This window comes from Shewanella sp. SW24 (genome assembly GCF_025653395.1).
GTDB lineage: Bacteria > Pseudomonadota > Gammaproteobacteria > Enterobacterales > Shewanellaceae > Shewanella > Shewanella oncorhynchi.
On record NZ_JAKKSH010000008.1, the window covers coordinates 142,490 to 168,927 of the forward strand.

22 protein-coding genes are annotated in these 26,438 nt (G+C 46.8%); 16 read left to right on the forward strand and 6 right to left on the reverse strand.

Annotation, left to right across the window (positions count from 1 at the left end):
* The first annotated feature begins 217 nt into the window (after positions 1-217).
* The 16 genes from sicP (at position 218) to L5M17_RS09070 (ending at position 18,536) form a co-directional block, all read left to right on the forward strand.
* Positions 218-655, forward strand: a complete 438-nt coding sequence (gene sicP, locus L5M17_RS08995) for a chaperone SicP (RefSeq protein WP_173246799.1) — start codon at positions 218-220, stop codon at positions 653-655.
* Between the two features lies 1 nt (position 656).
* Positions 657-1,886 carry a type III secretion system effector BopA family protein gene (locus L5M17_RS09000; protein WP_263146774.1) on the forward strand — a complete coding sequence of 410 codons (1,230 nt, stop codon included), beginning with the start codon at positions 657-659 and terminating at the stop codon, positions 1,884-1,886.
* Positions 1,886-4,699 carry a hypothetical protein gene (locus tag L5M17_RS09005; protein WP_263146776.1) on the forward strand — a complete coding sequence of 938 codons (2,814 nt, stop codon included), beginning with the start codon at positions 1,886-1,888 and terminating at the stop codon, positions 4,697-4,699. The genes L5M17_RS09000 and L5M17_RS09005 overlap by 1 nt, the downstream gene beginning before the upstream one ends.
* 118 nt (positions 4,700-4,817) lie before the next feature.
* The gene (locus tag L5M17_RS09010) at positions 4,818-5,177 is read left to right on the forward strand and encodes a type III secretion apparatus (protein ID WP_219252137.1); all 360 of its coding nucleotides are present in this window, start codon (positions 4,818-4,820) and stop codon (positions 5,175-5,177) included.
* Complete coding sequence (locus L5M17_RS09015; protein ID WP_028761717.1) at positions 5,177-7,234, forward strand: EscV/YscV/HrcV family type III secretion system export apparatus protein; 2,058 nt, start codon at positions 5,177-5,179, stop codon at positions 7,232-7,234. The genes L5M17_RS09010 and L5M17_RS09015 overlap by 1 nt, the downstream gene beginning before the upstream one ends.
* 12 nt (positions 7,235-7,246) lie before the next feature.
* Positions 7,247-8,578 (forward strand): EscN/YscN/HrcN family type III secretion system ATPase, encoded by a 1,332-nt coding sequence (locus L5M17_RS09020; RefSeq protein ID WP_028761718.1) that lies wholly within the window; start codon positions 7,247-7,249, stop codon positions 8,576-8,578.
* Positions 8,579-8,594: 16 nt separating this feature from the next.
* Complete coding sequence (locus tag L5M17_RS09025; RefSeq protein ID WP_012197157.1) at positions 8,595-8,996, forward strand: hypothetical protein; 402 nt, start codon at positions 8,595-8,597, stop codon at positions 8,994-8,996.
* Complete coding sequence (locus L5M17_RS09030; RefSeq protein ID WP_219252136.1) at positions 8,989-9,435, forward strand: hypothetical protein; 447 nt, start codon at positions 8,989-8,991, stop codon at positions 9,433-9,435. Before L5M17_RS09025 ends, L5M17_RS09030 begins: the two co-directional genes overlap by 8 nt.
* Positions 9,436-9,439: 4 nt before the next feature.
* The gene (locus tag L5M17_RS09035; RefSeq protein WP_219252135.1) at positions 9,440-10,360 is read left to right on the forward strand and encodes a hypothetical protein; all 921 of its coding nucleotides are present in this window, start codon (positions 9,440-9,442) and stop codon (positions 10,358-10,360) included.
* A 119-nt stretch (positions 10,361-10,479) separates the two neighbouring features.
* Positions 10,480-11,130, forward strand: a complete 651-nt coding sequence (sctR, locus tag L5M17_RS09040; protein ID WP_012197160.1) for a type III secretion system export apparatus subunit SctR — start codon at positions 10,480-10,482, stop codon at positions 11,128-11,130.
* Positions 11,127-11,396 (forward strand): type III secretion system export apparatus subunit SctS, encoded by a 270-nt coding sequence (gene sctS / locus L5M17_RS09045; protein ID WP_012197161.1) that lies wholly within the window; start codon positions 11,127-11,129, stop codon positions 11,394-11,396. Before sctR ends, sctS begins: the two co-directional genes overlap by 4 nt.
* A 2-nt stretch (positions 11,397-11,398) precedes the next feature.
* Positions 11,399-12,199, forward strand: coding sequence for a type III secretion system export apparatus subunit SctT (gene sctT / locus L5M17_RS09050; protein WP_028761721.1), 801 nt, complete (start codon positions 11,399-11,401; stop codon positions 12,197-12,199).
* 21 nt (positions 12,200-12,220) lie between these two features.
* Positions 12,221-13,270, forward strand: coding sequence for an EscU/YscU/HrcU family type III secretion system export apparatus switch protein (locus tag L5M17_RS09055; protein ID WP_131525061.1), 1,050 nt, complete (start codon positions 12,221-12,223; stop codon positions 13,268-13,270).
* A 541-nt stretch (positions 13,271-13,811) separates the two neighbouring features.
* On the forward strand, positions 13,812-15,044 hold the full coding sequence (locus tag L5M17_RS09060; RefSeq protein ID WP_198573561.1) for an efflux RND transporter periplasmic adaptor subunit: 1,233 nt from the start codon (positions 13,812-13,814) through the stop codon (positions 15,042-15,044).
* A 2-nt stretch (positions 15,045-15,046) separates the two neighbouring features.
* A complete protein-coding gene (locus L5M17_RS09065; protein WP_263146789.1) occupies positions 15,047-17,065 on the forward strand; it encodes a MacB family efflux pump subunit in 2,019 nt (672 codons plus the stop codon).
* A 7-nt stretch (positions 17,066-17,072) separates the two neighbouring features.
* Positions 17,073-18,536 carry an efflux transporter outer membrane subunit gene (locus tag L5M17_RS09070; RefSeq protein WP_263146791.1) on the forward strand — a complete coding sequence of 488 codons (1,464 nt, stop codon included), beginning with the start codon at positions 17,073-17,075 and terminating at the stop codon, positions 18,534-18,536.
* 114 nt (positions 18,537-18,650) lie between these two features.
* On the opposite strand, the gene L5M17_RS09075 is transcribed toward L5M17_RS09070, so the two are convergent.
* From L5M17_RS09075 to gshB, 6 genes are all read right to left on the reverse strand, one after another.
* Entirely contained in the window at positions 18,651-19,793 is a 1,143-nt protein-coding gene (locus tag L5M17_RS09075; protein ID WP_173913176.1) for a site-2 protease family protein, read from the reverse strand.
* Between the two features lie 231 nt (positions 19,794-20,024).
* Positions 20,025-20,402: a DUF4144 family protein gene (locus L5M17_RS09080; RefSeq protein ID WP_028759298.1), complete on the reverse strand. Its 378-nt coding sequence runs from the start codon at positions 20,400-20,402 to the stop codon at positions 20,025-20,027.
* 230 nt (positions 20,403-20,632) lie between these two features.
* Positions 20,633-22,321, reverse strand: a complete 1,689-nt coding sequence (locus L5M17_RS09085; protein ID WP_198573564.1) for a DUF342 domain-containing protein — start codon at positions 22,319-22,321, stop codon at positions 20,633-20,635.
* A 479-nt stretch (positions 22,322-22,800) separates the two neighbouring features.
* On the reverse strand, positions 22,801-23,844 hold the full coding sequence (locus L5M17_RS09090) for a methyltransferase (protein ID WP_263146794.1): 1,044 nt from the start codon (positions 23,842-23,844) through the stop codon (positions 22,801-22,803).
* Positions 23,845-24,028: 184 nt separating this feature from the next.
* The gene (locus tag L5M17_RS09095; RefSeq protein ID WP_263146797.1) at positions 24,029-25,351 is read right to left on the reverse strand and encodes an alkaline phosphatase; all 1,323 of its coding nucleotides are present in this window, start codon (positions 25,349-25,351) and stop codon (positions 24,029-24,031) included.
* A gap of 74 nt (positions 25,352-25,425) precedes the next feature.
* On the reverse strand, positions 25,426-26,379 hold the full coding sequence (gene gshB / locus L5M17_RS09100; RefSeq protein ID WP_168826802.1) for a glutathione synthase: 954 nt from the start codon (positions 26,377-26,379) through the stop codon (positions 25,426-25,428).
* Between the last annotated feature and the right edge of the window lie 59 nt (positions 26,380-26,438).

The window sequence follows — 26,438 nt, forward strand, 5'->3', positions numbered from 1 at the left end:
GACCATGTGCAATACCTATACTGTCCATTCGTTGACGCATGGTTGCTTGATTGACCTGCGAGATTTTTTGCCGCATAAGACTCGACACTGGCCCGTAATACAACAGGTATTTAAGTTAGAACTCGATTAGTCTCAGGTGTACACCTGATATTCATTCCTCCTGACTCAGGACAAACTTTCATCAAGGTCACACTTTCACCAATTGAGGGGACGCTAGATGAATGTACATGACCAATTATTAGCTCAGCTCGGCCTAGCACTCGGCTTACCATTAGTGTTTGATGCTAATGGACAATGTCTGCTAATGCTAGATCAAAAATTAATGATCTCTATACGTTACGGCGATGCGCAATGGACCTTTTATTGCATGCTCGCTCAGAAGCCGCAGCTGACTGAAAACCACTATTGGCAAGCTTGTTTGCAATTGAATCTCAAACTTGCCGAACAAGGTAAGGGCTGCATCTGCTATGAGCCTCAGTCCGATGCTTTGTTATATTTAACATTTATTCCTATGCCAGCCAGTTCCCCCCTGCTCAGCGAATTTCTCGGTGACTTAGTCGACACGTATCAAGCTCTGCAGAGCCATGTTGAAACCGAAATGACTGGGACAACCTCATCAATAAATACCATAAATCTTAGTGCGGGGGGGCAATAATATGGCCTTAGATATCAGTGCATTTAGTCATGCGGCTAAGCTTGACGGCCGTCTTTCCTTAGTCGATACCCCCGAGGGTATACCGACGATTATAGTTGCCAAAGAAGGCTTTAAAGAAAAATTACTTAGCATGCTGAGCCATATTCCTTTACTCAAAAATACCCAAGCGGTCCAAGATTATGTCAATGGCTTGTCACTCGATAATAAGCAAGTGTTGGGCGTGTTCTTGCAGGCATTGGCGGTAAGATTTGGTCATGATATTGCACTGGATATGGTAGATGCTGTCGATTTGTCCGGTCATACTCCATTAACTCGGCGTACGATCGAGCAACTCACCGAACGGTGTGAAGCATTTATGCCGCTCCCTCCTTTAAACATATGCGAGACTAATGAAGATACGCTCAAAGTTCTTGCTTTACCTTCCCAGAGCGGGATTGAGTCCAAATCGTCGGAGAAGCAAACGCTCAGCCCATCAGTGCTTAAACCTTCAGCAGAACCTATATCCGTCGATAAAGACATCAGGGGAACGGCTTTCCATATTTTAAGCCAGCAGCTTATTACGCCACAGGATATTTTACACACACAGAATCAATGCCTTAAGCAGTTGTTAACTACACCAGTACCTCAAAAATTAACTATGCCGACCACTCAAACTTGGCTGGCGTCTTGGGTGTATTCAGAACCTGAACCCATTAAAACCTTACAACAAGCTATTAAAAATTATAATCAAGTACTTAGCGACACTCAGCTAGCGACATGTATACAGAACTTAAATCAGAGTCGAGATCCCTTGATTAGCAGCGATGAACTGACTGCAATGCGTGATCATGTCAAATTTGGGCTAGTGCAAATTAAGCAGGCTTTAACCCTAGTCGCTGAATTGAAAGCTAATTTGTCGGTGGAGCAGAGCAGTGTTCTGTCGCCGCTACTGGCCGAAGTCAATCTGGGATTATCGCAATATGATGTGTTAACTACGGCAATGCAGACATTTGAGCAAGCCTTATTAGCATCGACCCCGATGCGCCTAGCCTTATCTGAGTTTCATGCCCAGCTTCCCTATTCACTACAAAACAAACTGACAGCGGATACTTTAGTGAGTAGTTATCAACTGTTTTCCCCTTTAATGCAAAATGAACTCAGTCAGACAGAGAGAGTTGAATATATAGCGGCAAGCTTAGTTTCTATGCTCAATGAGGAGAACATCAGCGAAGTCTCAGGGCAAAAAAAATAATGCCAGAGATCAAAAGCTTAGTATTACTTATTAACCAGTTTGTGCTAAACCCCATACAAGAACCTCTAGCCATGAGTTCGTCATTTAAGACTCCATTTGAAGCGCAACAGGCTGAAGCCGAGCAACATCTAATCCAGCTAGAACAAGCACAAACCTTACTGGCCGACTGCCTTACTCGGGCCTGTAATCTTAGCGAACAAGCGCTAATCGCTGTCGGCAAGCAAGTGAAAATCGAAGATCATTTAGCTGCAGTGAAACAGGCTGGAACCCAACTCAGTACTATATTGTATAAGGCTATCAACCCTTCTGGGGAAGAGGTTCATTTCGAAGATCTCACCGCAACATTACTGTATCTTGGCGGACAAGAATATGTCGAGAAAGGCAGTCGTTTACAGTTCGATGAGCCTGTTAACTTTGATGATCTCGACCTTGAGCAGACACTAAGAAATGAGCTCGATAGCTATACTTTAACACCTCAAGTGGCAAGTTTAGCGCAGCAAGTTCTACAAACTCAGCATCATCTTAATTGGTTCGAGGGAGTGAGCTCCATCAGCTTTAGCCCAAATAATTCGCAAGATATTTCGTTGTTTGATGATGTTAACAACCTGCAACTAGTCTCACAGATTGAGCAAGATCAAGCTCGTTATCACAGTTTTCTGACCGAACGTCTTGCCTTGTGTAATGATTATCACCGAGCCGTGACCGAGTTGCTGTCGGCTGTTCCCTCTGAGACGGTGCGCAATCAGCTAACCCAAGAGCTAGTGCAAATTAGTGCGGATCAAGATGCGACCCGAACTTTAGTTGAGCGACTCAATCGACTGCAGAGTGCACAAGATGTGCTAGTGATAGCGGGAAATAATGTCGCTAAATTGTCGGCGTTAACCCAGCAACTCGCGCAAGTTAGGAGGGAAACAAATGCTGAACGTGCCGAGGTCAATTTAAGTTATTTTCTTAGCCATCTCCCTGAATTACAAAATAATAATGAAAAAGTGCGCGCCTTAACTCAAGAGCAGCATCTTTTATCGGCTAAACTGGAAAAATTGACCGCACATTTACAGCAGTTATATGGTGAAGGGCTAGTACTCACTTTAGCCGAACCTGAGGCAAGTTCCCCTGAACTGCGAGCTTTTCACACTGTGACTCGCCAGTTAGCCGAAGTCAATCGCTCTATTGAAGATCTCGATGATGCCTACCAACATGGTTTGTTACAGCTGAAAAAGGCCACAATTGCAGCAAAAAATAATGGCGGCTATCCAGATCAAGGGGGGATGGCGAGTGGACATGCATGGCAAAGTTGGTTAGTGCAAAAGTTTGTCGGCAATTGGTCTTCCCAATATCGTCCAAGTTTAGAAGAACTTATTTTATCTAGACAGTTGGCCAAAAATAACATGAGCAGTGTCGCGGAGGCTTATCTCGCTTTAGCATCAAGTGTTAAAGCCTCGAAAGCTAGCGTAGCAAATGTGTCAGCTTTAACCTCGCCTCAAAACATGATGGCTGCACTGGGCGACCTGCATAATTGGTCGATGGCACATCCGATCGAGGCACGTGAGCTCGCAGGCAATTTAACTCAAGCCTACAATATTATTTTGGCCAACCCAGGGACCTTTGGAATGGAACTGGTTAACACTGTCACCACAGTGTGGCAAACCGGGACGGTACAAAACCAAGTGCACGATATTCTGCAAGGTAAGAGAGAAGAGCTGCCGGATAAAACGAATTTCGCTATGACACCGCAAATGATTGCGTTATTACACATGGCACAGTTAGCGCCGTATATTGCGGGTGGGGCGAAAGGGGCTGCTAATACAGGCATAGGTGGGCCTTTAGTAAGCGGTGTATTTGGGATGATGTTTCCTGGCGCAGGGATGGCTACACCTGTCGTCGGCTTAGTTGGCGGCGTCCTGCAAACTTGGTCAGAACGTCAGCTTGCCAATAACATGCGTGCGTATCGTAGCAGTGAAGTTATGGTGAATGCTTTAATTAAAGGCATGCAGGCAGAAGGCGGGCTTAGTGCTCGTGGTGAGGCCATCGCTGGCTATATGCTACAGCGGCAGGCCCTGCAAGATGTTGGTACAGTCTCCCGTGATTGTTTTGAAGTCGGTAAAGTCGGTGCAGTTAAGCGTGCACTCACAGATATCGTTAATTGGTGGAAACATGCTTCAACGGGAGCCAAAGTCTTTGCTGTGGTGACGACACTTGTGGTTGCCTCTGTGGTATCGGCGGGAGCGATCGCGGCGGCATTGTTTACCTTAGGGACTGGTGGCGTCGGAATAGTGGCAGCTGTGGGGCTTGGATTGGGAGGATTAATGGCAGGCGCCTATTTTTCCAAGGCTGTGGTGTCGACATTGCAAGGGGCTAATTTTTTAGGCATGGCCGATACTGCCCGCGCGGCCGAGGCTGAAATGACAGAAAAACGAATCGAGCAAGCGTTCGCGCAATTGGCTCATACTCCCGTATCTCAAACTTCAATAATTAAGACAATTGCCCACAGCGTATCAGGCACCCCAGAAATCCCCAAATCGATGGCGGATGTATTGGGGCTTGAACAACACCAAGCCGCGCTAAAAGCACATTTACTGCCGCAATTAGTCGGCCTCGATAGTGATGCGCAGCAGGCGATCTTTGTTCAGATCATGCAACAATATGCTAATGATAAAAGTCACGAAATAGAAATTAATCAAGCAATAGACAGGGAGACAACAGTCGAGCGGGCTATGAAATGGGTTGCTGAACTTGACATAGTACCAGCACAATTACAGCAATGTATGGAAGAAATCGATGCGGCCTTATTGATGGAGAACTCTTCTCGATAATCCATAGTGGTTGAATCGCTGTTGACTTAGTACTTGCGGGTATTCAGGTGTTCACCTGATACCCGCTTTTTATTGTCTGGGAGATGATAAGACCGAGAGTTAATGCTGGAGAAGCGATATGGATTTACTACTAATGCGCAACCTCGAACAATTTTTTCGGTTAGTGAATCGCTGGCCTGTGAAGCTTGAGGAACGCATTGAATGCCATTGGCCTCCACACGGAGTGTTACTCGAGTGCCATCAAGGACGATTATTGATGACGACTTGGTTGCTTAACACTCCCGCCGGTGATCTCAAATCTTATTTATCACGTTGGCATCCAGAAGCTTTTGCGGGCAGAGTTCAGCGATTGTTCATCGTCAAAAACCGTTTAATGATCAGTTGCCTCTGTCCATCGACACACCAGGGTCATGATTGGTACCACTTGTACCAACTGCAACAAAAATTCCTAAATCGTATGCTCATAGGAGGTCAATGATGAACCTCATCAGTCGTTGGTTAAGTAAAGCCGCAGGGCGTCACGATATCATCTTAAGTGCCATGTTAATGGTAGCTGTATTTATGATGATCTTGCCTCTACCGACACCTTTGATCGACGTATTAATTGCCTTAAACCTTGGCTTGTCCATAGTGTTATTGATGATCGCCATATACATCCGTGACCCTTTAGAGTTCTCAGTATTTCCATCCCTACTATTGATCACAACCTTATACCGTCTGGCACTTACTATCAGTACCAGTCGTTTAATTTTACTGCAGCATGATGCTGGAGATATTGTATACACCTTCGGTAACTTCGTGGTTGGCGGCAACTTAGCGGTCGGAATTATTATCTTTGCCATCATCACCATAGTGCAGTTTATCGTTATCACTAAGGGGTCTGAGCGGGTGGCGGAAGTGAGTGCACGTTTTTCCCTCGATGGTATGCCTGGTAAGCAAATGAGTATCGATGGCGACATGCGTGCTGGCATCATTGACGCTAAAGAGGCAAAGCGTCAACGGGCACAAGTTCAGAAAGAAAGTCAGCTTTATGGCGCGATGGACGGTGCAATGAAGTTTGTAAAAGGCGATGCCATAGCCAGTATTATTGTCATTTTAACTAACATCATTGGTGGTATCGCTGTCGGTGTCATGCAGCACAATATGTCGGCTGCCGAAGCATTAAATACCTATGCAGTCTTGTCTGTCGGGGATGGTTTGATAGCCCAAATACCTTCGTTACTGATTTCAGTCACTGCAGGCTTAATTGTGACCCGAGTTCCTGGAGAGCAGAGACAGAATTTAGCCAACGAATTAGTGATGCAAGTAGGACGTCAACCCGCATCATTGCAAATGGCCGGGATAGTCATGTTCATCTTTGCTTTAATCCCTGGCTTCCCAATTTTAGTCTTCGGCACACTCGGTTCGGTCGTTTTAGGGGCTTCATTGTGGTTGAAGCGTCAGCAAAAACGAGCAAGTGCTCAAGGAGAGGAGAGCCATTTCACTGAAGCTGGCAAAAGTGACACGGCCAATGTCGACAATATGGCACCAGGGGCTGTACCACTGATTTTATATCTTGGAGCCGATGTGCCTATCCATGGGGTTAAAGAGGCACTGCAAAAACTGCGTTGGCAATGGTTTGAACAATTAGGCGTGCCATTACCGGAAATCCAATTACAAATAGCGAAGAAAGGCAGCCTAGGTTGTTGTGATGTGCTCTTGTACCAAGAATCTGTATTGCAATTGCAGCTAGTACCACAGGAAGCCCTTTTGATTGACTCCATCGCAACGATTCCATGTCGTGTCGAGTCCATCCCTTTTAGTAATCAAAGATTGCATTGGATCAAAGGTAATGCGCTTGAACAGGCGGAAGCCCAAGGTTTAGCTGTTTGTCGTGATGAGCAAATTCCCGCTTATGTGATGGGTAAAGTGATCGACCGCTATGCAGGGGAGTTTATTGGTGTACAAGAAACCCGGTATTTAATGGATGCTATGGAGGCTCGCTACGGTGAGCTCGTCAAGGAACTTCAACGCCTCTTGTCAGTAGGAAAGGTCGCCGAGATCCTACAACGCTTAGTTGAAGAGGGGATTTCGGTGCGCGATTTACGAACTATTTTTGAAACCTTAGTCGAATGGGTGCCAAAGGAGAAAGACATCATCATGTTAACTGAGTATGTACGGATTGCGCTTCGCCGTCATATTCGCCGCAAGTTTGCTACCCCACAAGGTTGGATCGCTGTGCTCATGGTTGGAGAAGGAATTGAAAATGTGATCCGTGAATCGATACGACAATCGACTGCTGGCTCTTATTCGGCCTTGGACATGGCACAAACTCAGCAAATATTAACCTGCATTCAAGAACAGCTGCCACCGGAACAAACCTGTGTACTGTTGACCTCACTTGATGTGCGTCGTTACCTGCGAAAAATTGTAGAACGCGAGTTATTTAGCACACCCGTTTTGTCGTTTCAGGAATTAGGCGACGATGCAGAAATAAAAGTCATAGGCCAAGTGGACTTAGTGGGTGAGGTACTCGATGCCGCACTGGCGAGCTAATGGAGGCGATAGATGAAATTACCCAGTAAAGAAACACTTTATGCACAACTCGAACCTAGTTTATTCGCCACTCAGAGTCTGTTGCCTGTTCCATCGGTTCGCTATTTCGGCAAAGTTCAAGAAGTGGGGGCCACACTCGTGCGTGCAACTTTGCCCGGTGCGCATCAAGGAGAGCTTTGTCTCATTGGTAATCGCCTCAGCGCCGAAGTCGTTGCGGTAAAAGGCGATGAAGCCCTGTTATCGCCCTTCGACGTTACGGCGGGACTATGCAGTGGAGAATTAGTTGAAACCTTAGGCCATGGGCATCAAGTCCCCTTAGGTCAAGGCTTGCTTGGTCGAGTGGTCGATGGCCTTGGTGCTCCTATGGATGGCTATGGACTGACTGCAACGTCATTAAGGCCTAACCAAGGTTCTGCACCTAATCCATTATCACGACAACTTATTGATACTGTCATGCCCATGGGGATCCGCGCTATTGACAGCGCCCTCGCCTGTGGCATCGGCCAAAGGATTGGTATTTTTGCCGCAGCAGGAGGGGGAAAGAGTACCTTACTTGGCATGATCGCCGCGCACTGCCAAGCGGATGTGATTGTACTGACCTTAGTCGGCGAGCGTGGCCGTGAAGTCCGTGAGTTTATCGAATATAACCTCACGCCAGAGGCAAGAGCGCGCACTGTGATGGTGGTTGCTACATCGGATCGTCCTCCGCTTGAGCGAATGAAAGCCACACTAACGGCAACGACCATTGCTGAGTACTTTCGCGATCAAGGTAAAAATGTGCTGTTGATGGTGGATTCACTGACCCGATTTGCCCGCAGTGCGAGGGAAATTGCGTTGGCGGCTGGCGAGAGCCCAGTGTCTAGCGGTTATCCTCCAAGTGTCTTTGTCAATTTATCGGCCTTAGTCGAACGAGCTGGCCCTGCAGCCAAAGGTAGTATCACAGGCATATATACCGTACTGGTTGAAGGGGATGATATGAATGAACCTATCGCCGATGAAGTTCGTTCCTTACTTGATGGACACATAGTGCTATCCCGTCGACTCGCGGGAGCGGGCCATTACCCTGCAATTGATATCAATGCCAGTGTCAGCAGGGTAATGGATCAGATTGTTAGCCCTGAGCAGCGGTGTCATGCCGCCAAGATGCGCCAGTTACTGGCATTGTATCAAGAGGTTCAATTACTCATCCGAGTGGGTGAATACGTGCAAGGTGAAGATCAAGAAACTGATGAAGCAGTGGCTCGCCATCAGGATATTCAGCAGTTTTTGTGTCAATCAGTCAATGAATTCAGTCCCTATGAAGAGACACTACAAAAATTGAAATTATTGCTTTTAAGCCATTAATGGGAGGAACTCAATAATGAACCCATCCCAACTTACAGCGAAAGACGAGCAATTATTACAGCGATTACTCGCAATTCGTAGTGACAAAGAAGCTAAATTGCGCCGAGAGCTAGCCTTACATAGGCAAAAATTCAGGGAGCTACTTGACAGGCAAATCCTCATCAATCTCGAGCGGCAAGCGCAAACTAATCGGCTGCGTCTGCAGCAGATGCCAGAACAAATATTAACTCCAACTGAGCTAATCACTTTTAAATTGACCTTAATGAAGGAATACCAAAAAGAAAGGACATTAGCCGAAACTGCTGAGATGTTGGTAATAGAAAAAGAGCAGTTGGAGTCCACTATGGTGCATATGCAGCAGGCGATTCTTCAGTTAGTTAAATCCCAACAAAAACTGCAGGAGGTTGTCGATGAATAATCCTATGGCGATAGTGCGAACATTGAAAATATCTTTCCCCAGCGTCGAAACCAGACAAGAGTCGGATCCAGAAATGCGTCGCTTGTTTAACCGTTATTTCTGCGGTCAACAGGAAGATGACAACACTATATCTACCAAAGATCGGCTTACCGCTAAGGCACTACTCAGCCGCGATGGTGGTGTGTACCGACAAGGAGCGGCCGAAGTAATCCGGCAAGGTGAGCAACTATGCTATCGCTTGCTCAATGGCCCTATGATGGGATTAGTGATCCAAGCCTGTTACCAACCTCGAGGAATTCAATTGCAGTTGTTTCCTAAGACAGCGCGTCAATCGGAACTGCTCGCAAGACTCTTACCTCAACTCAGCGAGCAACTACAAGGGCGACGCTTTGCTATTCATTTAGATCTTATGCCAACCAACACAGCAGTGACGAGGTAGATGAATGAACATCAATAAACTGATCAATGCTAGCCAAGTCATAGGCCGTGGCCTAGCACAGCAAGCTTGTCAAATCGAACTGACGCGTATCGGGGGCGATGGAGTATTCTGGCAAAGACGCAATGCTCCATCAGGATCGGGTCTGTGGTGTTCTAAACAGGATTGGCAACTGTGGGTAACCGCAGTGACTGGCGTAACTTCCTCGGCTGAGATTGCTTGTGATTTATTGCCCTGTGTTAGTGCGGCGGCATTTGATGTAGCGGGTGAATGGTTGGTCGATTGCCTTGAAGAAGTCCCTAAGCCATTCGGATTGGTGCCAGATATTTATCCCGTGCTAACGCTTCAAACTACGCAATTGGAACAAGGCGACGAGGAGAGTGCCAGTCAATTGGCTTGTGTCTTAGTTGATTGGCCGCAAGAGGACTGGCAGAGCCAAGTTGAGTCATGGTCAGCATTCTCAGGTAAAACGGTGGATGTTAGTTTGAGTTTAGTGGCCGGTTTTGTGCCCCAAATAACGCCTACACCTGACTTACCCGAAATAGGCGGGGGTTTATGGCTCGATGGTGATGTGCAAATCGAGCAGGGGGAAGCGCTGTTATGGGCGGATGGACCGTTGGCTAAGATCAAGTTCATCACCCCTATTGATGGTCCTCAAGCACAACTCGAAATTGTGTCTTTATTGCCTAAGATAGACGCTATTCAGCCCCCTTTGATCGCCGATATTGGTCGAGTGAGTCTGCCTCTGGCTAAGCTCGGCGCTATGATGACGGGTGACAAGTTAACGCTGGAGGTTACGCTGAATAATCAAGTGCGTTTAGGACGGTTCAGTCATCAGTACGGTCAAGAGCTGTACCAAACTCTGGCAAGTATTAATCTCCTGCGTGGAGAGTCGGGATTGCTCGCACAAATCGAGGCTCTAGTATAAGGGTAATGGTGTTGCGTTTACGGATATGTCAGCGGTTTTTAGTTAGCTAAGGTCTTCACCTGATACAGGTCAATCACAAAGCGCGCCATGATGGAACCCTAGCCACAAAGGAGGTTTCCATGACCTTACTCGACCATCCAATCCAATTGATCATTATGTTGTTTTGCTTGTCACTGCTGCCGCTGTTCGCCGTGATGGGCACTTCATTCTTGAAATTGGCAATTGTGTTCTCTATGTTACGTAACGCCTTAGGGATCCAGCAGATCCCACCCAATATGGCAATTTACGGCCTCGCATTAATTCTTACTCTGTTCACCATGGCACCCGTGGGGATGGCAATCAATGACAATCTAAAAGCCACCCCTATAGTGTTCGATGCACCCAATGTATTTGAGCAAATCAACACTGAAGCCATAGCACCCTACCGCGCATTTCTCGAAAAAAATACCAGCAATACTCAGATTGAATTTTTCGCCAATATTGGCCATAAGGTCTGGCCCGAAAAATACCAGCAAGTGCTGACCAAAGACTCACTGTTAGTGATGGTGCCAGCCTTTACTATGAGTCAGCTCATAGAGGCATTTAAGATAGGTTTACTCATTTATCTTCCCTTTGTCGCAATTGACCTTATCGTCTCCAATATTTTACTGGCAATGGGCATGATGATGGTGTCCCCCATGACGATAGCCCTACCGTTCAAATTGTTGATTTTTATCTTGATGGGTGGATGGGAAAAACTGATCAGTCAACTAATGATGTCATTCTCATGAGTGAAACTATCATAGTACATTTCACCTCTGAACTACTGTGGATGGTGTTACTGCTGTCGCTACCTGTTGTTATAGTGGCCTCAGTTGTCGGAGTTTTGGTTAGCCTTATTCAAGCCCTGACCCAAATCCAAGATCAAACATTGCAGTTTCTGATCAAACTCATCGCCGTGTGCGTGACACTTGTGGTCTGTTATCACTGGATGGGTAGTTCACTGTTGAATTACGCCAGCATGGCTTTCGATCAAATTAGCCAAATGGGGGGGTAGTGATGACAACTCTGCTACCCAACCTATTAACAGCACAACTTCCGGTGTTGGCACTCTGTATGATGCGCCCTTTAGGCATGATGCTGCTATTACCCTTATTTAAAGGGGGGGCAATGGGGAGCGCATTAATCCGTAATAGTCTGATTTTAATGTTTGCTTTACCTACTGTGCTGGCAATGGATGAAATGCAGCCGATACTGCAGCAGGCCGACACTTGGATGCTCATCAGCCTATTTGGCAAAGAAATTATTGTAGGCATGTTACTCGGTTTCTGTGCCGCCATTCCCTTTTGGGCCATAGATATGGCGGGATTTGTAATTGACACAATGCGGGGGGCATCCATGTCGACTGTACTTAACCCATTGATGGGACTGCAATCATCGATTTATGGCATGCTGTTTACTCAAGTTCTTACCGTGCTGTTTTTAGTCTCGGGTGGTTTTAATTTTCTGCTAACTGCACTTTATCAGTCATATCAACAATTACCCCCAGGATTTAATTTAACGCTAAGCCAGCCCTTGATGGTGTTTATAGCCCATGAGTGGCAATTGATGTGCCAACTATGTCTCAGTTTTGCCATGCCCGCCATGGTGATTATGATCTTAGTCGACGTAGCCTTAGGGCTAGTAAACCGCTCGGCGCAGCAGTTAAACGTCTTCTTTTTGTCTATGCCCATTAAAAGCGCTTTGGTCTTACTGTTATTGATCTACAGCTTACAGTTTGCTTTGTCCCATTACCTGCAGACCATTTCTGGGGTAGAGCAGCACGTAGATATTTTGTTTGGACTCTTAGCAGGGCACTAGTGCCCCTGGTGGATATGACCTATGGCCGAGAAAACAGAAAAACCCACAGAAAAACGTTTACGAGAAGCGAGAAATCGCGGCCAGGTCATTAAAAGTGCTGAAATTGTCACAGGGTTACAGATGGCGATCATTCTCGGTTACTTTCTCTACGAAGGGCCTGCACTCGTCCAAGCCATTATGGCGTTAATCGACTTAACCATTCACGCCATCAATCTTCCCCTTGAAACTGCGGCCGAGCAAATCGTTGGTACCTTCGCCATGCTGGCATTACGTTTTTTAGGTGGGCTGACATTAGTACTCGTGTTTACCATAGTGGTGGGGAACTTAGTCCAAACAGGTCCCGTTTGGGCGGCTGAGTCTATAATGCCGAGCATGGATAAACTCAATGTCATGAATAATGCTAAGCAACTTATTTCACTGAAAAGTCTGTTTGAGCTCGCTAAAAATCTCGTTAAAGTCACAGTGCTGAGTTTAGTGTTTTACTATCTGCTCCATCGTTACGTTAACGCCTTTCAATACTTGCCTTTATGCGGAGAAGCCTGCGGTATCAGTGTGATTTCGACCATGATCACTTGGCTCTGGGGCAGCTTTTTAGGATGTTACTTAATATTTGGGATCGCTGATTATGCATTTCAACGCTATAGCCTAATGAAAGAACTCAAAATGTCTAAAGATGACACCAAACAAGAATACAAAGATTCTGAAGGTAACCCCGAAATGAAACAAAAACGCCGCGAAACCCAGCGAGAAGTGGCGTCTGGTAGTCTTGCCAGTAACGTTCGCAAAGCCACAGTGGTTGTGCGTAATCCAACCCACATTGCCGTGTGTTTGTATTATAGTGAAGGTGAGACGCCGTTGCCTAAAGTGCTTGAAAAAGCCGAAGATCACATGGCCTTACACATAGTGGCATTAGCTGAGAAAGCTGGGGTGCCAATTGTCGAGAACATTCCATTGGCCCGTGCCTTATTTAAACACGTTGAGGCAGGAGACGTGATTCCAGAGAGCCTATTTGAACCCGTAGCAGAGCTTTTACGTCTAGTGATGACAATATCCTATGATAATATGGAGTAACAGGTCTTACTGTAATTAAATAGAATCCTTGATGATAATTGTCTCTTACGAATCCCATAATGAATCTATGAAATTCAAATAAGTAGCCACGCATAATATTGTTTGAAGTAATCAATTTTACCAAAATATTACTCTGAATTTGCACTAAGTTAGGTTTACGCACTCCGCTGAGAGATAGCACACTGCAAGTGTGGGGTTAAACTCCACGACGTTGATTTTTATTGAAAAAAATCAAATGAAGTCTGTATCTAGATTCGTTTGAATGGCTGAACTACCACAAGTGGCACAGTCATAGAATGTAGACAACAACAATTTATCACCTGACGATTTGGTATCGCACTAAATTGGCATGGCAGTCTAAGCACCACTCAATCGTGCTTTCCTTGTCAATTTCTACACAGATATTTGCAAATCTTTACCTGTTAACGACACTTCCTTCGTCTACTGTCTTTGGCTAACTCTATATACTGTTGGAACAATTTCAGTTCCTTAGCAAGATGAATGCTTGCTGTCTTTAGCATTGATGGACACGACAATACCGATGAAAAAATCCTCAAAGCGTAAATTGCTGCTCGCGTTAAGTGGCTTAATACTCCTTAGTGGCGGTGCTTATTTTATGTGGCATAAGCCTGAAACAGCACCTACATATGTAACTGAAGCGGTGCGCCGTGGCGATATCGAAAACTCAGTACTTGCCAATGGCATGTTGCAGGCATCCAAACTGGTGAGTGTAGGCGCACAGGTATCGGGGCAAATCTTAAGTTTGCCGCTGGCACTGGGTGATGAAGTAAAGAAAGGCGATTTGATTGCTCAGATTGATAGCTTAGCGCAGCAGAATAATTTGAAGGATGCCCTCGCATCACTCAAGAGTATCAATGCTCAGTTCCGCGCCAAACAGGCGCAGATCCGCCAAGCTAAGTTGGAATTTAGCCGCCAGCAGCAAATGCTTGCCGATAAGGCCAGTTCTCGTGCCGATTATGAAGTGGCCGATGCTAATCTAACGGTTTATCAAGCCGAGCTTGAGCAATTAGAAGCGCAAAAACAACAGGCTGAGATTAACGTCGACAGTGCCAGAATCGATTTAGGTTATACCAAAATTACCGCGCCGATGGATGGCACTGTGGTGTATTCCGCGGTGGAAGTGGGGCAAACCGTTAACGCCAATCAAACGACACCGACCATAGTTGAAATGGCGCAGCTGGATACCATGACAGTTAAAGCGCAGATTTCCGAAGCGGATGTTGTCAATGTCCATCCGGGTCAAGCCGTGTATTTCACGGTTCTTGGAAAACCGAATCATCCCTACCGTGGCGTTTTGAGGGCGATTGAGCCTGGGCCGATTTCGATGGATGGCGACGATAGCAATATGAGCTCTAGCGACTCAGACGCCATTTATTACCATGGTCTGTTTGATGTAGAAAACCCTGACCGCACCTTGCGTATCGGCATGACGGCGCAGGTGTCTATAGTGTTAGCTAAGGCCGATGATGCGCTATTAGTGCCTGCGCAGATATTGCGTATAAAGCCGAGGGAGAAATCCGCGGTGCCAGAGGCTAAGTCTGTCGAGCGTAAAGCCCGCAGCGGCCCGCAATATCAAGTGCCTGTATTAGTTGATAACCAAGTGCAATATGTGGATGTCACTGTGGGGATTAACAATAAAATCAATGCTGAAATCACCGCGGGTTTGAAGGAAGGCGATCAGGTTGTGCTTGGTATGCCGTCTTCCGATGATGGCAGCAGTAAATTACGTCGCCCACCTAGCGTGAGGTTTTAACAGTGACAACGGCATTACTTGAAATTTCAGGTTGTTATCGCACTTTTCAGGCGGGTGAGCAGCAACTCACTGTGCTGAAAGATGTGAACTTGTCGATTGGCCGTGGCGAGATGGTGGCGATAGTAGGTGCTTCTGGCTCGGGTAAATCGACCCTAATGAACATTCTTGGTTGTTTAGATAAGCCGTCAAAGGGCGCGTATTTTATTAACGGCCAAGATACCTCGACTATGGACGTTGATGAGTTAGCGCAGCTGCGCCGCGAGCACTTTGGTTTTATCTTTCAGCGTTATCATTTACTGGGTGATTTGACCGCCATAGGCAACGTCGAAGTGCCTGCTGTGTATGCGGGTAAAGAACGCACGGTTCGTAAAGACAGGGCCGAGCATTTGTTAACGCGTTTAGGCCTTGGCGACAGGCTTGACCATAAACCCAATCAGCTCAGTGGCGGACAGCAGCAGCGGGTCAGTGTGGCACGCGCTTTGATGAATGGCGGCGATGTGATCCTTGCCGATGAGCCAACAGGTGCACTTGACAGTCACAGCGGCGAAGAAATGATGCAGTTGTTGCAGGAGCTGCACAGCGACGGTCATACCATCATTATCGTGACCCATGATATGCATGTGGCCCAATATGCCGACCGCATTATCGAAATCAAAGACGGCGTGATCATCAGCGATGAGCGCAGTCAGGATAAACAGACGGCTAAGCCACAAAGCTCGACGTCGCAAAGCTCAACGTTACAAAATACGGCGCCACAAAATCCTAGCAGTGCAGTGGCAGCAAAAGACAGCTCGCGTGCGCGGGTGGCTTCGTGGGACAGATATGTCGAAGCGCTTAAAATGGCGCTGGTGGCGATGTCGACCCACAGGTTACGTACCTTCTTGACTATGCTCGGGATTATTATCGGTATCGCCTCTGTGGTTTCTGTGGTGGCCTTAGGTGAAGGCTCGCAGCAGGCCATCCTCAAAAGTATCAGTTCGATGGGGACTAACACGATTGATATTCGCCCGGGTTCTGGTTTTGGCGATAGACGCTCGGCGCGGGTGCGCACCTTAACCGCAACGGACGCCAATGCCCTTAAAAATCTGCCCTATGTTGATAGCGTGACGCCAAGCATTGGCTCTACTGCAACGGTTCGTTTTGGTAATAAAGCGGTATCGGCATCGGTGAATGGTGTGGGACCTGAGTTTTTCCGTGTAAGAGGGTACGAGTTAGCGCAGGGCCAATTTTGGGATGATGCCAGTGTCGCATCGCTCGCCCAAGATGCGGTGATTGATGACAACACCCGTAAGGAGCTTTTTCCTAACAGCGCTGCCGACAATAACTCGGCGATAGGCCAAGTGATTTTTCTCGGCGATTTACCCGTACGTATCATAGGTGTGACTCAACCTAAAGAAAGTGCTTTTGGTAACAGCGATGCGCTTAATGTGTGGGTGCCTTACACCACAGTTTCTGGCCGTATGGTGGGTAAAAACTATTTGGATGGCATCACAGTGCGACTCGATGAAACTGTGCCGAGTAACGCGGCGGAGCAGGGCATTATCGCGCTGCTTAAAATGCGCCACGGCACGCAAGATTTCTTCACCATTAATACCGATACCATTAGGCAGAACATTGAAAAAACCACGGCAACAATGACCTTACTGATCTCGGCTATCGCGGTGATTTCCCTTGTCGTTGGCGGAATTGGGGTGATGAACATTATGTTAGTGTCTGTGACTGAGCGGACCCGTGAAATCGGTGTTCGTATGGCGGTGGGTGCGCGCCAGAGTGATATTTTGCGCCAGTTCCTTATCGAAGCCATCTTAGTGTGTTTGTGTGGGGGCACCTTAGGCATCGCCTTGTCCTACTTAATTGGCGTGGTGTTTGCTCAAACGGGGGGCAGTTTCCAAATGATTTATTCCACCACCTCCATCGTTGCTGCCTTTGCCTGCTCGACCTTAATTGGTGTGCTATTTGGTTTCTTACCCGCCCGCAATGCGGCGCAGTTAGATCCCGTTGATGCACTAGCCAGAGAGTAATAACACCATGAATACTAAACTTTTTAATCAGCCATTTTCGCTTCGTAGCAGTACTATTGCTGTTTGCACGGCTTTGGGACCAGCTCTGTGCATAGCCCTGTTGAGTGGTTGTGGCAGTGTTATGCGTTCAGACTTTGAACCACCTGCACTGGCTATTCCCGAACAGTGGCAAAACACCACAGTGAATGAGCAAGTGAGAGTTGATCCTTGGTGGCAGCAGTTTCATCAGCCCGAGCTCGATAAGCTGGTCAGCCAAGTATTGAGCACTAACAATGACTTAACCCTAGCGACCTTAACGCTGCGTAAAGCACGCTTGCAGGCAGGGCTAACGCGGGATGATCTATACCCACAGTTATCGGCAAACCTTGACGCTTCCCGTAATCAGCCATTTGAGGGTGGCGATGCGACTAAGAGTTATCAAGCAAAATTGTCCGTGAGTTATGAGGTGGACTTGTGGGGCAAAGTGTCGGCCAATATCGACCAAGCTCAATGGGCGGCGCTGGCGAGCGCCGAAGATAGGGAAAGTACCACCCAAAGCCTAGTGGCGACCACCGCATCCTTGTATTGGCAGATAGGTTATTTAAATCAACGGATTGATTTAAGCCAAAAGAGTATCGAGTACAGTCAGCAAACGCTGGCATTAACCCAAAGGCAGTATGATTCTGGGGCCGTGACGCAAGTGAATGTGCTCGAAGCTCAGCGCAGTATGGCGGGACAAGAGGCAGCCCATAGCCAGCTTATTCAACAATTAACTGTGGCTAAAAACGCCCTAGCGATATTACTCAATCAGACTCCTGCAGCTGTTCCTGCGCAGAGTTTAGCTTCAGGGGGAACTTGGGTTGAGATTAAGCAACTCCCCGACGTAGCAGTACCTGATGTGAGCGTGGGTGTACCCGCAGATTTGTTAGTGAGACGCCCAGATGTGAAGGCCTCCTTGTATCAACTGCGCTCCGCCTTGGCGAGTAAAGATGCGACCTATGCGAGTTATTTCCCAAGCCTGAGTTTAACCGGCGGTGTTGGGGAGTCGACCTCTGAGTTAAAAGAGTTGTTACGCAATCCCGTTGGCAGTTTAGGCGCAGGGCTAGTCTTGCCCTTTTTGCAGTGGAATCAAATGCAAATCAATAATGACATTGCCGATATCGATTATCAAACCGCAGTGGTGAATTATCGCAAGACGCTTTATTCCGCCTTTGAAGATGTCGATAACGCGATTTCGGCTAAGCAGCAATATCGCTATCAAGGGGAGAAGTTGGCGCAGCAATTCAGTGCAGCGGCGGCTGTTGAAGCCATTTATGAGAGCCAGTACCGCAATGGCGCTATCGGTATTCAGAATTGGATTGATGCCCAAGAGAATCGTCGCAGCGCCGAGGCGGCTTTACTCGAGAATCGTTACAACCAACTCACCGCCCAAGCGACGCTTTATCAAGCTCTTGGTGGCAGCGATATCGCCCCTCCTTTGGCAAAGGAATAGCGCATTTTTGTAAAAGCATCACAGCGCGACAGAAAAATAAAAAACCGCTATTAATAGCGGTTTTTTGTATTGCTCAGGGTGAGTGTTTGAATCTGTGCTTAGCCGTTAAGTGGATTAACTGCGTAATATTTGCAGCGGCAAGCTGAGCATATCATCGCCCGTTCCCGCTAAGTGCCAGATGATGCCGACTAAGGCACCAACTGTGAGCAAGTACCAAATAACCGAGAAGATTTGCCCGTATCTGTCTAATGGCAGCAGATGGCTTTGATGGCGAGTTCGCCACTCGAAGATGATTTCTAAGCTGCCGATCAACAACAAGAAGCCCAATAGCGCTAAGCCTAAGGTGTAGCTGATATACACTCCGAAAGCGGCACCGGCGGCGCAGGCGACCAGCCCCATGATGCTGTTCATCGAAAAACTGATGCTCTTTAAAATATGGCCGCCATCGAGTGGCAAAATAGGCAATAAATTAAATAGGTTAAGCAGCGCATTAAAGGCGGCAAGGCCAGCAAAAAACACATTGCCCGTTGCGTGGTAAGCAATCAAGGAAGCGATGGACATCAAGAGCCCAAAGGTAGGTCCCATGATAGAAATCACCACATCTTGCCAACGTGTATTAATTTTCTCATCGGAGAGCGCGAGTCCGCCCATAAAGGGAATAAGGTAAATCCCTTTGGTTTTCATCCCAAAATATTTCATTGCGCGAATATGGCCATATTCGTGGAATACCAAACAGGCGATAAGTGCGAGGGCGAATTGGAAGGAGAATAGCCAAGAATAAGCGGCAACACTGGCGCCCGCTAACACTACCTTTATGACTTTAGCGCTCTTTAACAGCTTAAAGCCGAGGGAGGCGAGTCCTATCATGCTGATTTTTTGCTGCTTAACGATGGGCGTTTCTGGTGTTTGGCGTTCGATATCTTTCTCTGTCCGTCGCCCTTGGTCGATAATCTTGTCATCCATCAGCAAGCAGTAATCGAGGCGGAAAGGCTGCCAAACGAGATCGGTTTCGAGGCGAACTTGGATTTTAGCTTCTGTCATGGCGATGGCTTGCTCACCACTTTCTGTCACCAATGGGCTGCTGTGGTGGGTGAGCTCAAAGACATGGACTTTGAGGCCGCCATTATCGACGGAAGCTTCTTTTTGTGAGACTAAGGTGTTGTCCCAGTAGAGTTGTTGCCAGCCCGCGAGCGAGCCTTCTAAGCGCAGTTGTTTGCCTAAGCAGTCAATCTTAAGTAGTTCCAATTTCGGTTCCATCTGTTTGTATATTTAGTGCCAACTTAAACGTCATCTCTTGAGTCGACGCAGAAAACGGTTATTTTGGAGTGCATCTTAAGCGCTTTACCGTCTGGCTTAGCGCTGTTGCACCGCGGCAAATTATGCCTGTGAATTGATTATGAGGATATTAGCTTTTAAGGTCATATTGTTTTTTATTGATTAACTGAGTTATTGATAGCCATTTATTATGGCTTATCATGTGCTTGCTGTTTATTCATCGAGGGTACGAACAATTTCGATTCCTTGGGCAATTGTCGTGAAAGCCAGTTTAGCGACACAACATTGTCCTAGTGCTTGGGCATGATTTTGAACCCATTTGATAAATTCATTGAGTGGCAAATCCTGTTTTTGGCGCAGTAATCGAGGTAATTCGCCAACAGGATCTTCATGGATTTTTTGTGGACAGGCACTGATAAGGTACCGCTGCCCTTTGGAGTCTAATAATTGATCGGTTTCGATGAAGTGATGCTGATAGAGACAGGCCAGTTCGAGCCAATCTCTTTGATGTTCTAGGTAAAGTAATTCGTCATTTTGAGTCAGTTTTACAATCGCTGGCCATTCAATACTCGACATCTTAACGCTAGTCATTTCAGATCCTTAGGAAGTTTAAAATGGGCTCTGAGGTATTCTCTGAGATCAATCGGCGGCAGTAGACAAGGATTAGGATTTAGCAAGAAGGTGACTTGGCATACTGCTGCGTGCGTTTATCTGTGAGCAGTATGCCACGCTTGGAGAAGATAGATAGAGGCTAGAACGAGTTAGGTTTGGCTACCGAGCGAAAGCCGCCTCAGCACTGGCGTTAAGAACCCTAGTGAACCTTATGTGCTCGGTGCAGCTTTGGCCTTGGCGTTATAGTCAAAGTTAATCTCTTGATTAACATTGGCAATACAACAAGTGCCGTGTTCACGTGCCGTACGGTGATTTGCTGGACCTATATGCAGCTCAACGTTAAGGAATACGTGTTTAAGCACTTCGATACGGTATTTTTCGTAGTAGCCTTCGACTTCTTGTTTAAAGGTATCGAATTCAAGCTCTTCACGGGTACGTTCGTCCATGATGCGATTCTTTTCATCAAGCATCATCTTGATTTGCTCAATCATAACCGCGTCAGCTTGCCATTCTGACTTGGGGGGCAATTTATTGAGGCGAGCCTCGATATCTAAACTGGCGACGACCATAGCTTTAACGCTCTCATCGAGTAGCTTGAGATCTTGCTTGAGTTCAGCCTGTCCCATTGCGCAGTAAACGTCAGTTTTAGTCCCTGCCGTTGCACCTATGACAACCGCCGTGATGCCTTTTTCAGCGTGTGCGACTCCACCAACCAGATCGCCACGACGACCGCTAGGATCGCTGACCGTTAAACTGCCGGCGGTTTTGGTATTACTGTGCAGCAACTGTTTAGTTACTAAGATATTACCTTTGGCAACTAATTGAGAATATTGCACAAATTGGGCGCTGATCTGCCCTTGAGAATAGATATTGGTAGAGTATTCATTGGCTTTAATCTGGCGGCCAATGATGCCTTTACTCACAGTGACATCGCCTTCTGCTTCAAGGGTGGCGGAGTCCACAAACCCCATCACGGTAATATCGCCTGAGCTTTTAACTATCATGCCCTCGTGGACATCACCTGTAATTAAAATACTGCCCTTGAAGGTGACATGGCCTGTGCTGATGTCGACGTCTTTAAGTTGCAGTACATCATCGACATTCATACCTGTACGGGTTTCGACGGGTTGCCCCGGCACTGTGGCGATCAGTTTATTGGGATCTTTGGGATGAAAGGCTGTGCCAGTACCCGCTTGAAGCACGGCATCCTTACCTGGTTTTTGTTTAAGGACTTCGCCCTTGATGTTGTAGCCCGGAGTGCCTTCGGTGGCTAAATGTTTAACCATCAAGAGATCATTGGCTTTAACAACGATCATTGCGCCTAAATTGCGCATATCGACACTGCCATCTTCGCGCTCTTGTGGCTGAAGCAAGCGCTCCCGCGCAAGGAATACTTTGCGTTCTAGTACCGCATTGAGTCCATTAACAGGGGCTTTGCCTTGGGCTATTTCACTTTGGCAGATTTCCCCTGGCTTGAGTGTGCTGAGTTGCTTTAGTAGAGCTTGAATTTTGAGTTTGCTTAGCCCCATGCAGACGTTGTTTTTTTTGAGATGAGTGAGGATCTCTGGCAAATCTATCTGTTTACCACCCCATGCTGCGGTAAGTTTAAGACTGGCTTGCATTTTATCGGGACTAATCTCGATAGCTATGCTGCCATCGCGACGTTCGGCCAAAGTAGTATAGAGCTCAAATTTTCCATCGTCTTGATTACAAAGAGAGTTGATTTTAGCGACGGTTTTAGTAATGGCTGGTTCTAGCGGAAACAGGGCGGCGAATTCAGGTAAAGATAACAGGCGCATTATGTCTTCATGGGTGACTGGACCATGGACATTCGGGATCAGGCGCAATTCAGCTTTTGTCTTATCGCTGTTTAGCTCTATGAGTTCAGGGTCCAGCATAGGGGCATTCCTAGTAATTGCGTTTTATTCTTGTTAAGAAGCTGTTTTGAGTATAACAGTAGAAACTTAGGGTAAAGAAGCCTTTTTGGCTGCAAAATCAGCAAATGTTGTCATTTTGTTGTTAATGGTCTATGAGTGAATTTTAAAATAGTTTTTTATAAAAAATTGAGTCTTATAATCAGTGTTATCTCTGGTTTTATAACAAAAATTACTGAATAAACCACAACTTATATTGATTTTAGGTTTAACCATTATTTTGATGTTTTAAATCGAATCCCTATGTTAGGAACGGCTGTTGAGTGATTATAAGTGAGGAATTGTCAGAATCGCTGGCATGCGGCAGATCACAATATTGAATTTTGTAACACGATGAAAGGGAGGTTTTATCTAAAAACAAACAGGGATTGGGATAAGAGTGAGTGGCTGGGTTGCCAATAACGCGCTTCAGCGAAAGCATCTGCGCGTTATTAATCAAACATCTATTTGTGCTGGAAGTAATACAACTTGTACTTGTTGTTATCGGCAACCACTTTCAATTGGCCAAATTCGGCGGCGATAATATCGGAATAGGGCAGGTGGCGATTGGCTACTATTTGCCAAATACCATTATGTTGTAATTGCTTAGCACTATCGGTGACAAAGTTCTGCGCTATGCTGGTGGTGCTGGCGAGGCCATCATGAAACGGCGGATTAGAGATAATGCCGTTAAATTTTCCTGTGGTTTGCGCGAGCCCATCGGATGGATACACTTTGGCTGTCATGCCATTGGCCGCCAGGGTGAGTTCGCAAGAAGCTAACGCCATGGCATTAATATCAACACATTCTAGGGATAGGCTCGGTTGTGCTTTTAGTAGGGCTGCGGTGATCACGCCTGCGCCGCAACCAAAATCGAGCACTCGACCCGAGAGTGTTGGTAGGTGTGACAATAATAATTCAGTGCCGAGATCTAACCGTTTTTCGCTAAATACCCCGACTAAATTACAGATACTGATCTCGCCTTGCGGCGTTGTGAGTTGATACTGACTGACCCAGTCGCTAAGTTTCATTGCCGGGGCGCTGCCCTCTAAATGGCTACCAAACAGTAGGCAGTGGCGGGCATTATCGAGCTTCATCCCCGTCGCAAAATACTCAGGCAAGAGTTTAACTAAAGACTTAATGCCGCCTTTGTTTTCCCCAACGACTAATAGCTGGCCGTTAGGCACAAGATGGCTGGCGGCGAGGTTAAACAGATAGGGTGCGAGGGGTTTAGCCTTGGGGAAATAAACGATAACCGTATCGTACTTTTCTGGTGTAATTGGGTCTTGATGTGGCAGTTCATGGCCGAAGTAGCAACGCAGTTTTGAATTCGCGTGCGGCGCTAAGTGTAAATAATGGTGATAATCCAAGGCGAGGGCATCGACCGAGGCCGCGACATCGAGCAGGGCTTTTGGCAGTAGATCGGCTTCATGATTGAGCACTAACACCTTATGTTGGCTTAGGCTGTCTTGATTACGAATAATGACTTGCGATGGATTAGTTAACACAGTTACAGGCACCTATAAACTTAAGTGTGGGCATTATACCCGTTATTCACGCCCGAGCCAGTTTGCATCGAATCACTGCGCTAAGACCTAATAAAATCCCTAATAAAAAGACCCAATAAAAAAGGCAACTGCATTATGCGGTTGCCTTATGTGATTGCCTTTAATGAAAGGAATCGATTAACGCTTAGCTCTTAGGTTTCTTCGGTTTTGGCAATAAGCTGAAAATCTTATTGGCGATATCAGTATTGTCTTGATGGCCGTTAAACAGCTCAGATGCGGGACCTGCGGCAAACACTTGTACGTCTGTGCCTGTATGGCCGTCGGTTGTCCAACCTGTATCAGTTCGCTTATCAATAACATGGCGAATTGCAACCGCGATGGTTTCTAATCCCTGCATTCTGGCGACCGTTAATTTTGCGATTTCTTCTTCGTTGAGCTCAAAACCTAAACCGCGGGCAAGATCGGCCTGCCATTGTTCACCGCTGATGGCGGCTAAGGCTAATGTGTCGGTACTGGCTGAAACGTTGCGTAGGATTTCAGGGTTCCAGTTGTACTTTCCATCGACACCAATCGATAGGCCGCCGGTATTATGGTCGGCGGTGATCACCATCAGGGTATCAGGATGTTCACGCACGAATTGCTCAACCACTTCAATGGCATTGGAGAATTCATCCATTTCACCCATGGCTGTAGCTATGTCGTTATTGTGACCCGCCCAGTCGATGAGGCTTCCTTCGACTAACAGTACAAAACCTTGGTCATTCTGCGACAGTAAACTGAGCGCTTTTTGGGTTAAAGTGCTGAGTTTTTTCGCATCTTTTTCATCAATTGCCCAAGGTAATTGGACTTCGGCAAACAGTCCCAGCACTTTAGGTTGGGTGATGCTGGCGAGATCTTCAAAACGAGTAATATGTTGATAACCCTTGGCTTTAAATTGTGCTAATAGTTCAGGGGTAAAGTATTTTTGACCACCGCCTAAGAATACATCGGCGTTGGTTTCTAGATAGCTGAGTGCTAAGGCGTCGTAGTTTTTACGGCTCTCGTTGTGGGCTAAAAAGGCTGCAGGCGTGGCGTGGTTTATCTGGGATGTGACAGCCACACCTGTGCTGAGGCCAAGGGATTTGGCTTTTTCGAGTATGGTCGGTAGCGGTTGCTTTTGGGTATCGACCGAAATCGCCCCATTGTAAGATTTAACGCCAGTGGCGAGCGCTGTTGCTGCCGCGGCTGAGTCGGTAACATAACCACTGACACTGGCGGGATAAGTGCTCGCCATCCCTACAAGTAAACGGTCGAATACGGTTTGTTCGACTTCCTCTGTGTCAGGATTATCTTTGTAGTAACGGTAAGCGCTAGTGTAAGACGGTCCCATACCATCACCTATCATGATGACAATGTTTTTGGGACGCGACGGTGCTTTCGTTGGACCTGTTTCTATGTTGGCCCAAGTCGGAGTCGATAGTAATAAACCTATGCCGAGTAACAAGAATGGCGCTTTGGTGAAACTCATATCACATCCCTAGAAAGTGGCTAGGCGCTTGTGATGTCAAAGCGCCTTAAATCAACAAACTCGTTGGTAAATTTTTATGCTTTGGTGTTAATGCGTGCTTCAATAGCATCCATTAACATGCCGGTGATGTCGACATCAAATGCTGCTTGGATCTCACGGATACAAGTTGGACTGGTTACGTTGATCTCAGTCAGCTTGTCACCAATGACATCGAGGCCGACAAAAATCAGTCCACGCTTTTTAAGTTCTGGACCAATGGCGCGGGCAATTGCCCAATCGCTGTCGGATAAAGGTTGAGCCACACCGCTTCCGCCTGCCGCTAAGTTACCACGGGTTTCGCCTTTCATTGGGATACGCGCCAAGGCGTAGGGCACAGGCTCACCATCGACCACTAAAATGCGTTTATCGCCTTTGGTTATCTCAGGGATAAAGGCTTGCGCCATGGCATATTGTTGGCCATAGCTGGTCAAGGTTTCTATGATGACCCCAAGGTTTGGGTCGTCCTGCTTCACGCGGAAAATCGAGGTGCCGCCCATACCATCAAGTGGCTTAAGAATAATATCGCCCTTCGCTTGGTGGAAAGCGCGGATACGTTTGGCATCACGGGTTACGATCGTTTCTGGCGTGAATTCGCTAAACCATGCGGTAAACAGTTTCTCGTTAGCATCACGTAAGCTTTGTGGCTTATTAACGATCAACACGCCTTGTTCTTCGGCGCGTTCAAGCATGTAAGTTGCGTAGATAAACTCAGTATCGAATGGCGGGTCCTTACGCATTAAGATCACGTCGAGTTCGCTCATCGGCGTGTCTGTAGCTTCGCCGAGTTCAAACCATTTGCTCGCATCATTGAAAACAGTTAACGGACGCATATTGGCCATAGCCACACCGTTGACCATGGCAAGATCGGCCATTTCCATATAAAACAGCTGATAACCTCTTTCCTGCGCGGCCATTAACATGGCAAAACTGGAGTCTTTCTTAATGTTGATCTCACTGATGGGGTCCATCACTATGCCGAGTTTTATCATTAATCTGTTCCTTATTTGTCGCCGTTTGCAGGCAAAAAAGCATTTATTGGATAATGGGG

Excerpts from the sequence above, each read along its gene's own strand:
- L5M17_RS09060 (WP_198573561.1), top strand. The coding sequence starts at position 13,812 with ATGAAAAAATCCTCAAAGCGTAAATTGCTGCTCGCGTTAAGTGGCTTA.
- L5M17_RS09055 (WP_131525061.1), top strand. The coding sequence starts at position 12,221 with ATGGCCGAGAAAACAGAAAAACCCACAGAAAAACGTTTACGAGAAGCG.
- L5M17_RS09020 (WP_028761718.1), top strand. The coding sequence starts at position 7,247 with ATGAAATTACCCAGTAAAGAAACACTTTATGCACAACTCGAACCTAGT.
- sctT (WP_028761721.1), top strand. The coding sequence starts at position 11,399 with ATGACAACTCTGCTACCCAACCTATTAACAGCACAACTTCCGGTGTTG.
- L5M17_RS09085 (WP_198573564.1), bottom strand. The coding sequence starts at position 22,321 with ATGCTGGACCCTGAACTCATAGAGCTAAACAGCGATAAGACAAAAGCT.
- L5M17_RS09070 (WP_263146791.1), top strand. The coding sequence starts at position 17,073 with ATGAATACTAAACTTTTTAATCAGCCATTTTCGCTTCGTAGCAGTACT.
- L5M17_RS09095 (WP_263146797.1), bottom strand. The coding sequence starts at position 25,351 with ATGAGTTTCACCAAAGCGCCATTCTTGTTACTCGGCATAGGTTTATTA.
- gshB (WP_168826802.1), bottom strand. The coding sequence starts at position 26,379 with ATGATAAAACTCGGCATAGTGATGGACCCCATCAGTGAGATCAACATT.
- sctR (WP_012197160.1), top strand. The coding sequence starts at position 10,480 with ATGACCTTACTCGACCATCCAATCCAATTGATCATTATGTTGTTTTGC.
- L5M17_RS09005 (WP_263146776.1), top strand. The coding sequence starts at position 1,886 with ATGCCAGAGATCAAAAGCTTAGTATTACTTATTAACCAGTTTGTGCTA.
- L5M17_RS09015 (WP_028761717.1), top strand. The coding sequence starts at position 5,177 with ATGAACCTCATCAGTCGTTGGTTAAGTAAAGCCGCAGGGCGTCACGAT.
- L5M17_RS09010 (WP_219252137.1), top strand. The coding sequence starts at position 4,818 with ATGGATTTACTACTAATGCGCAACCTCGAACAATTTTTTCGGTTAGTG.
- L5M17_RS09000 (WP_263146774.1), top strand. The coding sequence starts at position 657 with ATGGCCTTAGATATCAGTGCATTTAGTCATGCGGCTAAGCTTGACGGC.
- L5M17_RS09030 (WP_219252136.1), top strand. The coding sequence starts at position 8,989 with ATGAATAATCCTATGGCGATAGTGCGAACATTGAAAATATCTTTCCCC.
- sctS (WP_012197161.1), top strand. The coding sequence starts at position 11,127 with ATGAGTGAAACTATCATAGTACATTTCACCTCTGAACTACTGTGGATG.
- sicP (WP_173246799.1), top strand. The coding sequence starts at position 218 with ATGAATGTACATGACCAATTATTAGCTCAGCTCGGCCTAGCACTCGGC.
- L5M17_RS09075 (WP_173913176.1), bottom strand. The coding sequence starts at position 19,793 with ATGGAACCGAAATTGGAACTACTTAAGATTGACTGCTTAGGCAAACAA.
- L5M17_RS09035 (WP_219252135.1), top strand. The coding sequence starts at position 9,440 with ATGAACATCAATAAACTGATCAATGCTAGCCAAGTCATAGGCCGTGGC.
- L5M17_RS09080 (WP_028759298.1), bottom strand. The coding sequence starts at position 20,402 with ATGACTAGCGTTAAGATGTCGAGTATTGAATGGCCAGCGATTGTAAAA.
- L5M17_RS09025 (WP_012197157.1), top strand. The coding sequence starts at position 8,595 with ATGAACCCATCCCAACTTACAGCGAAAGACGAGCAATTATTACAGCGA.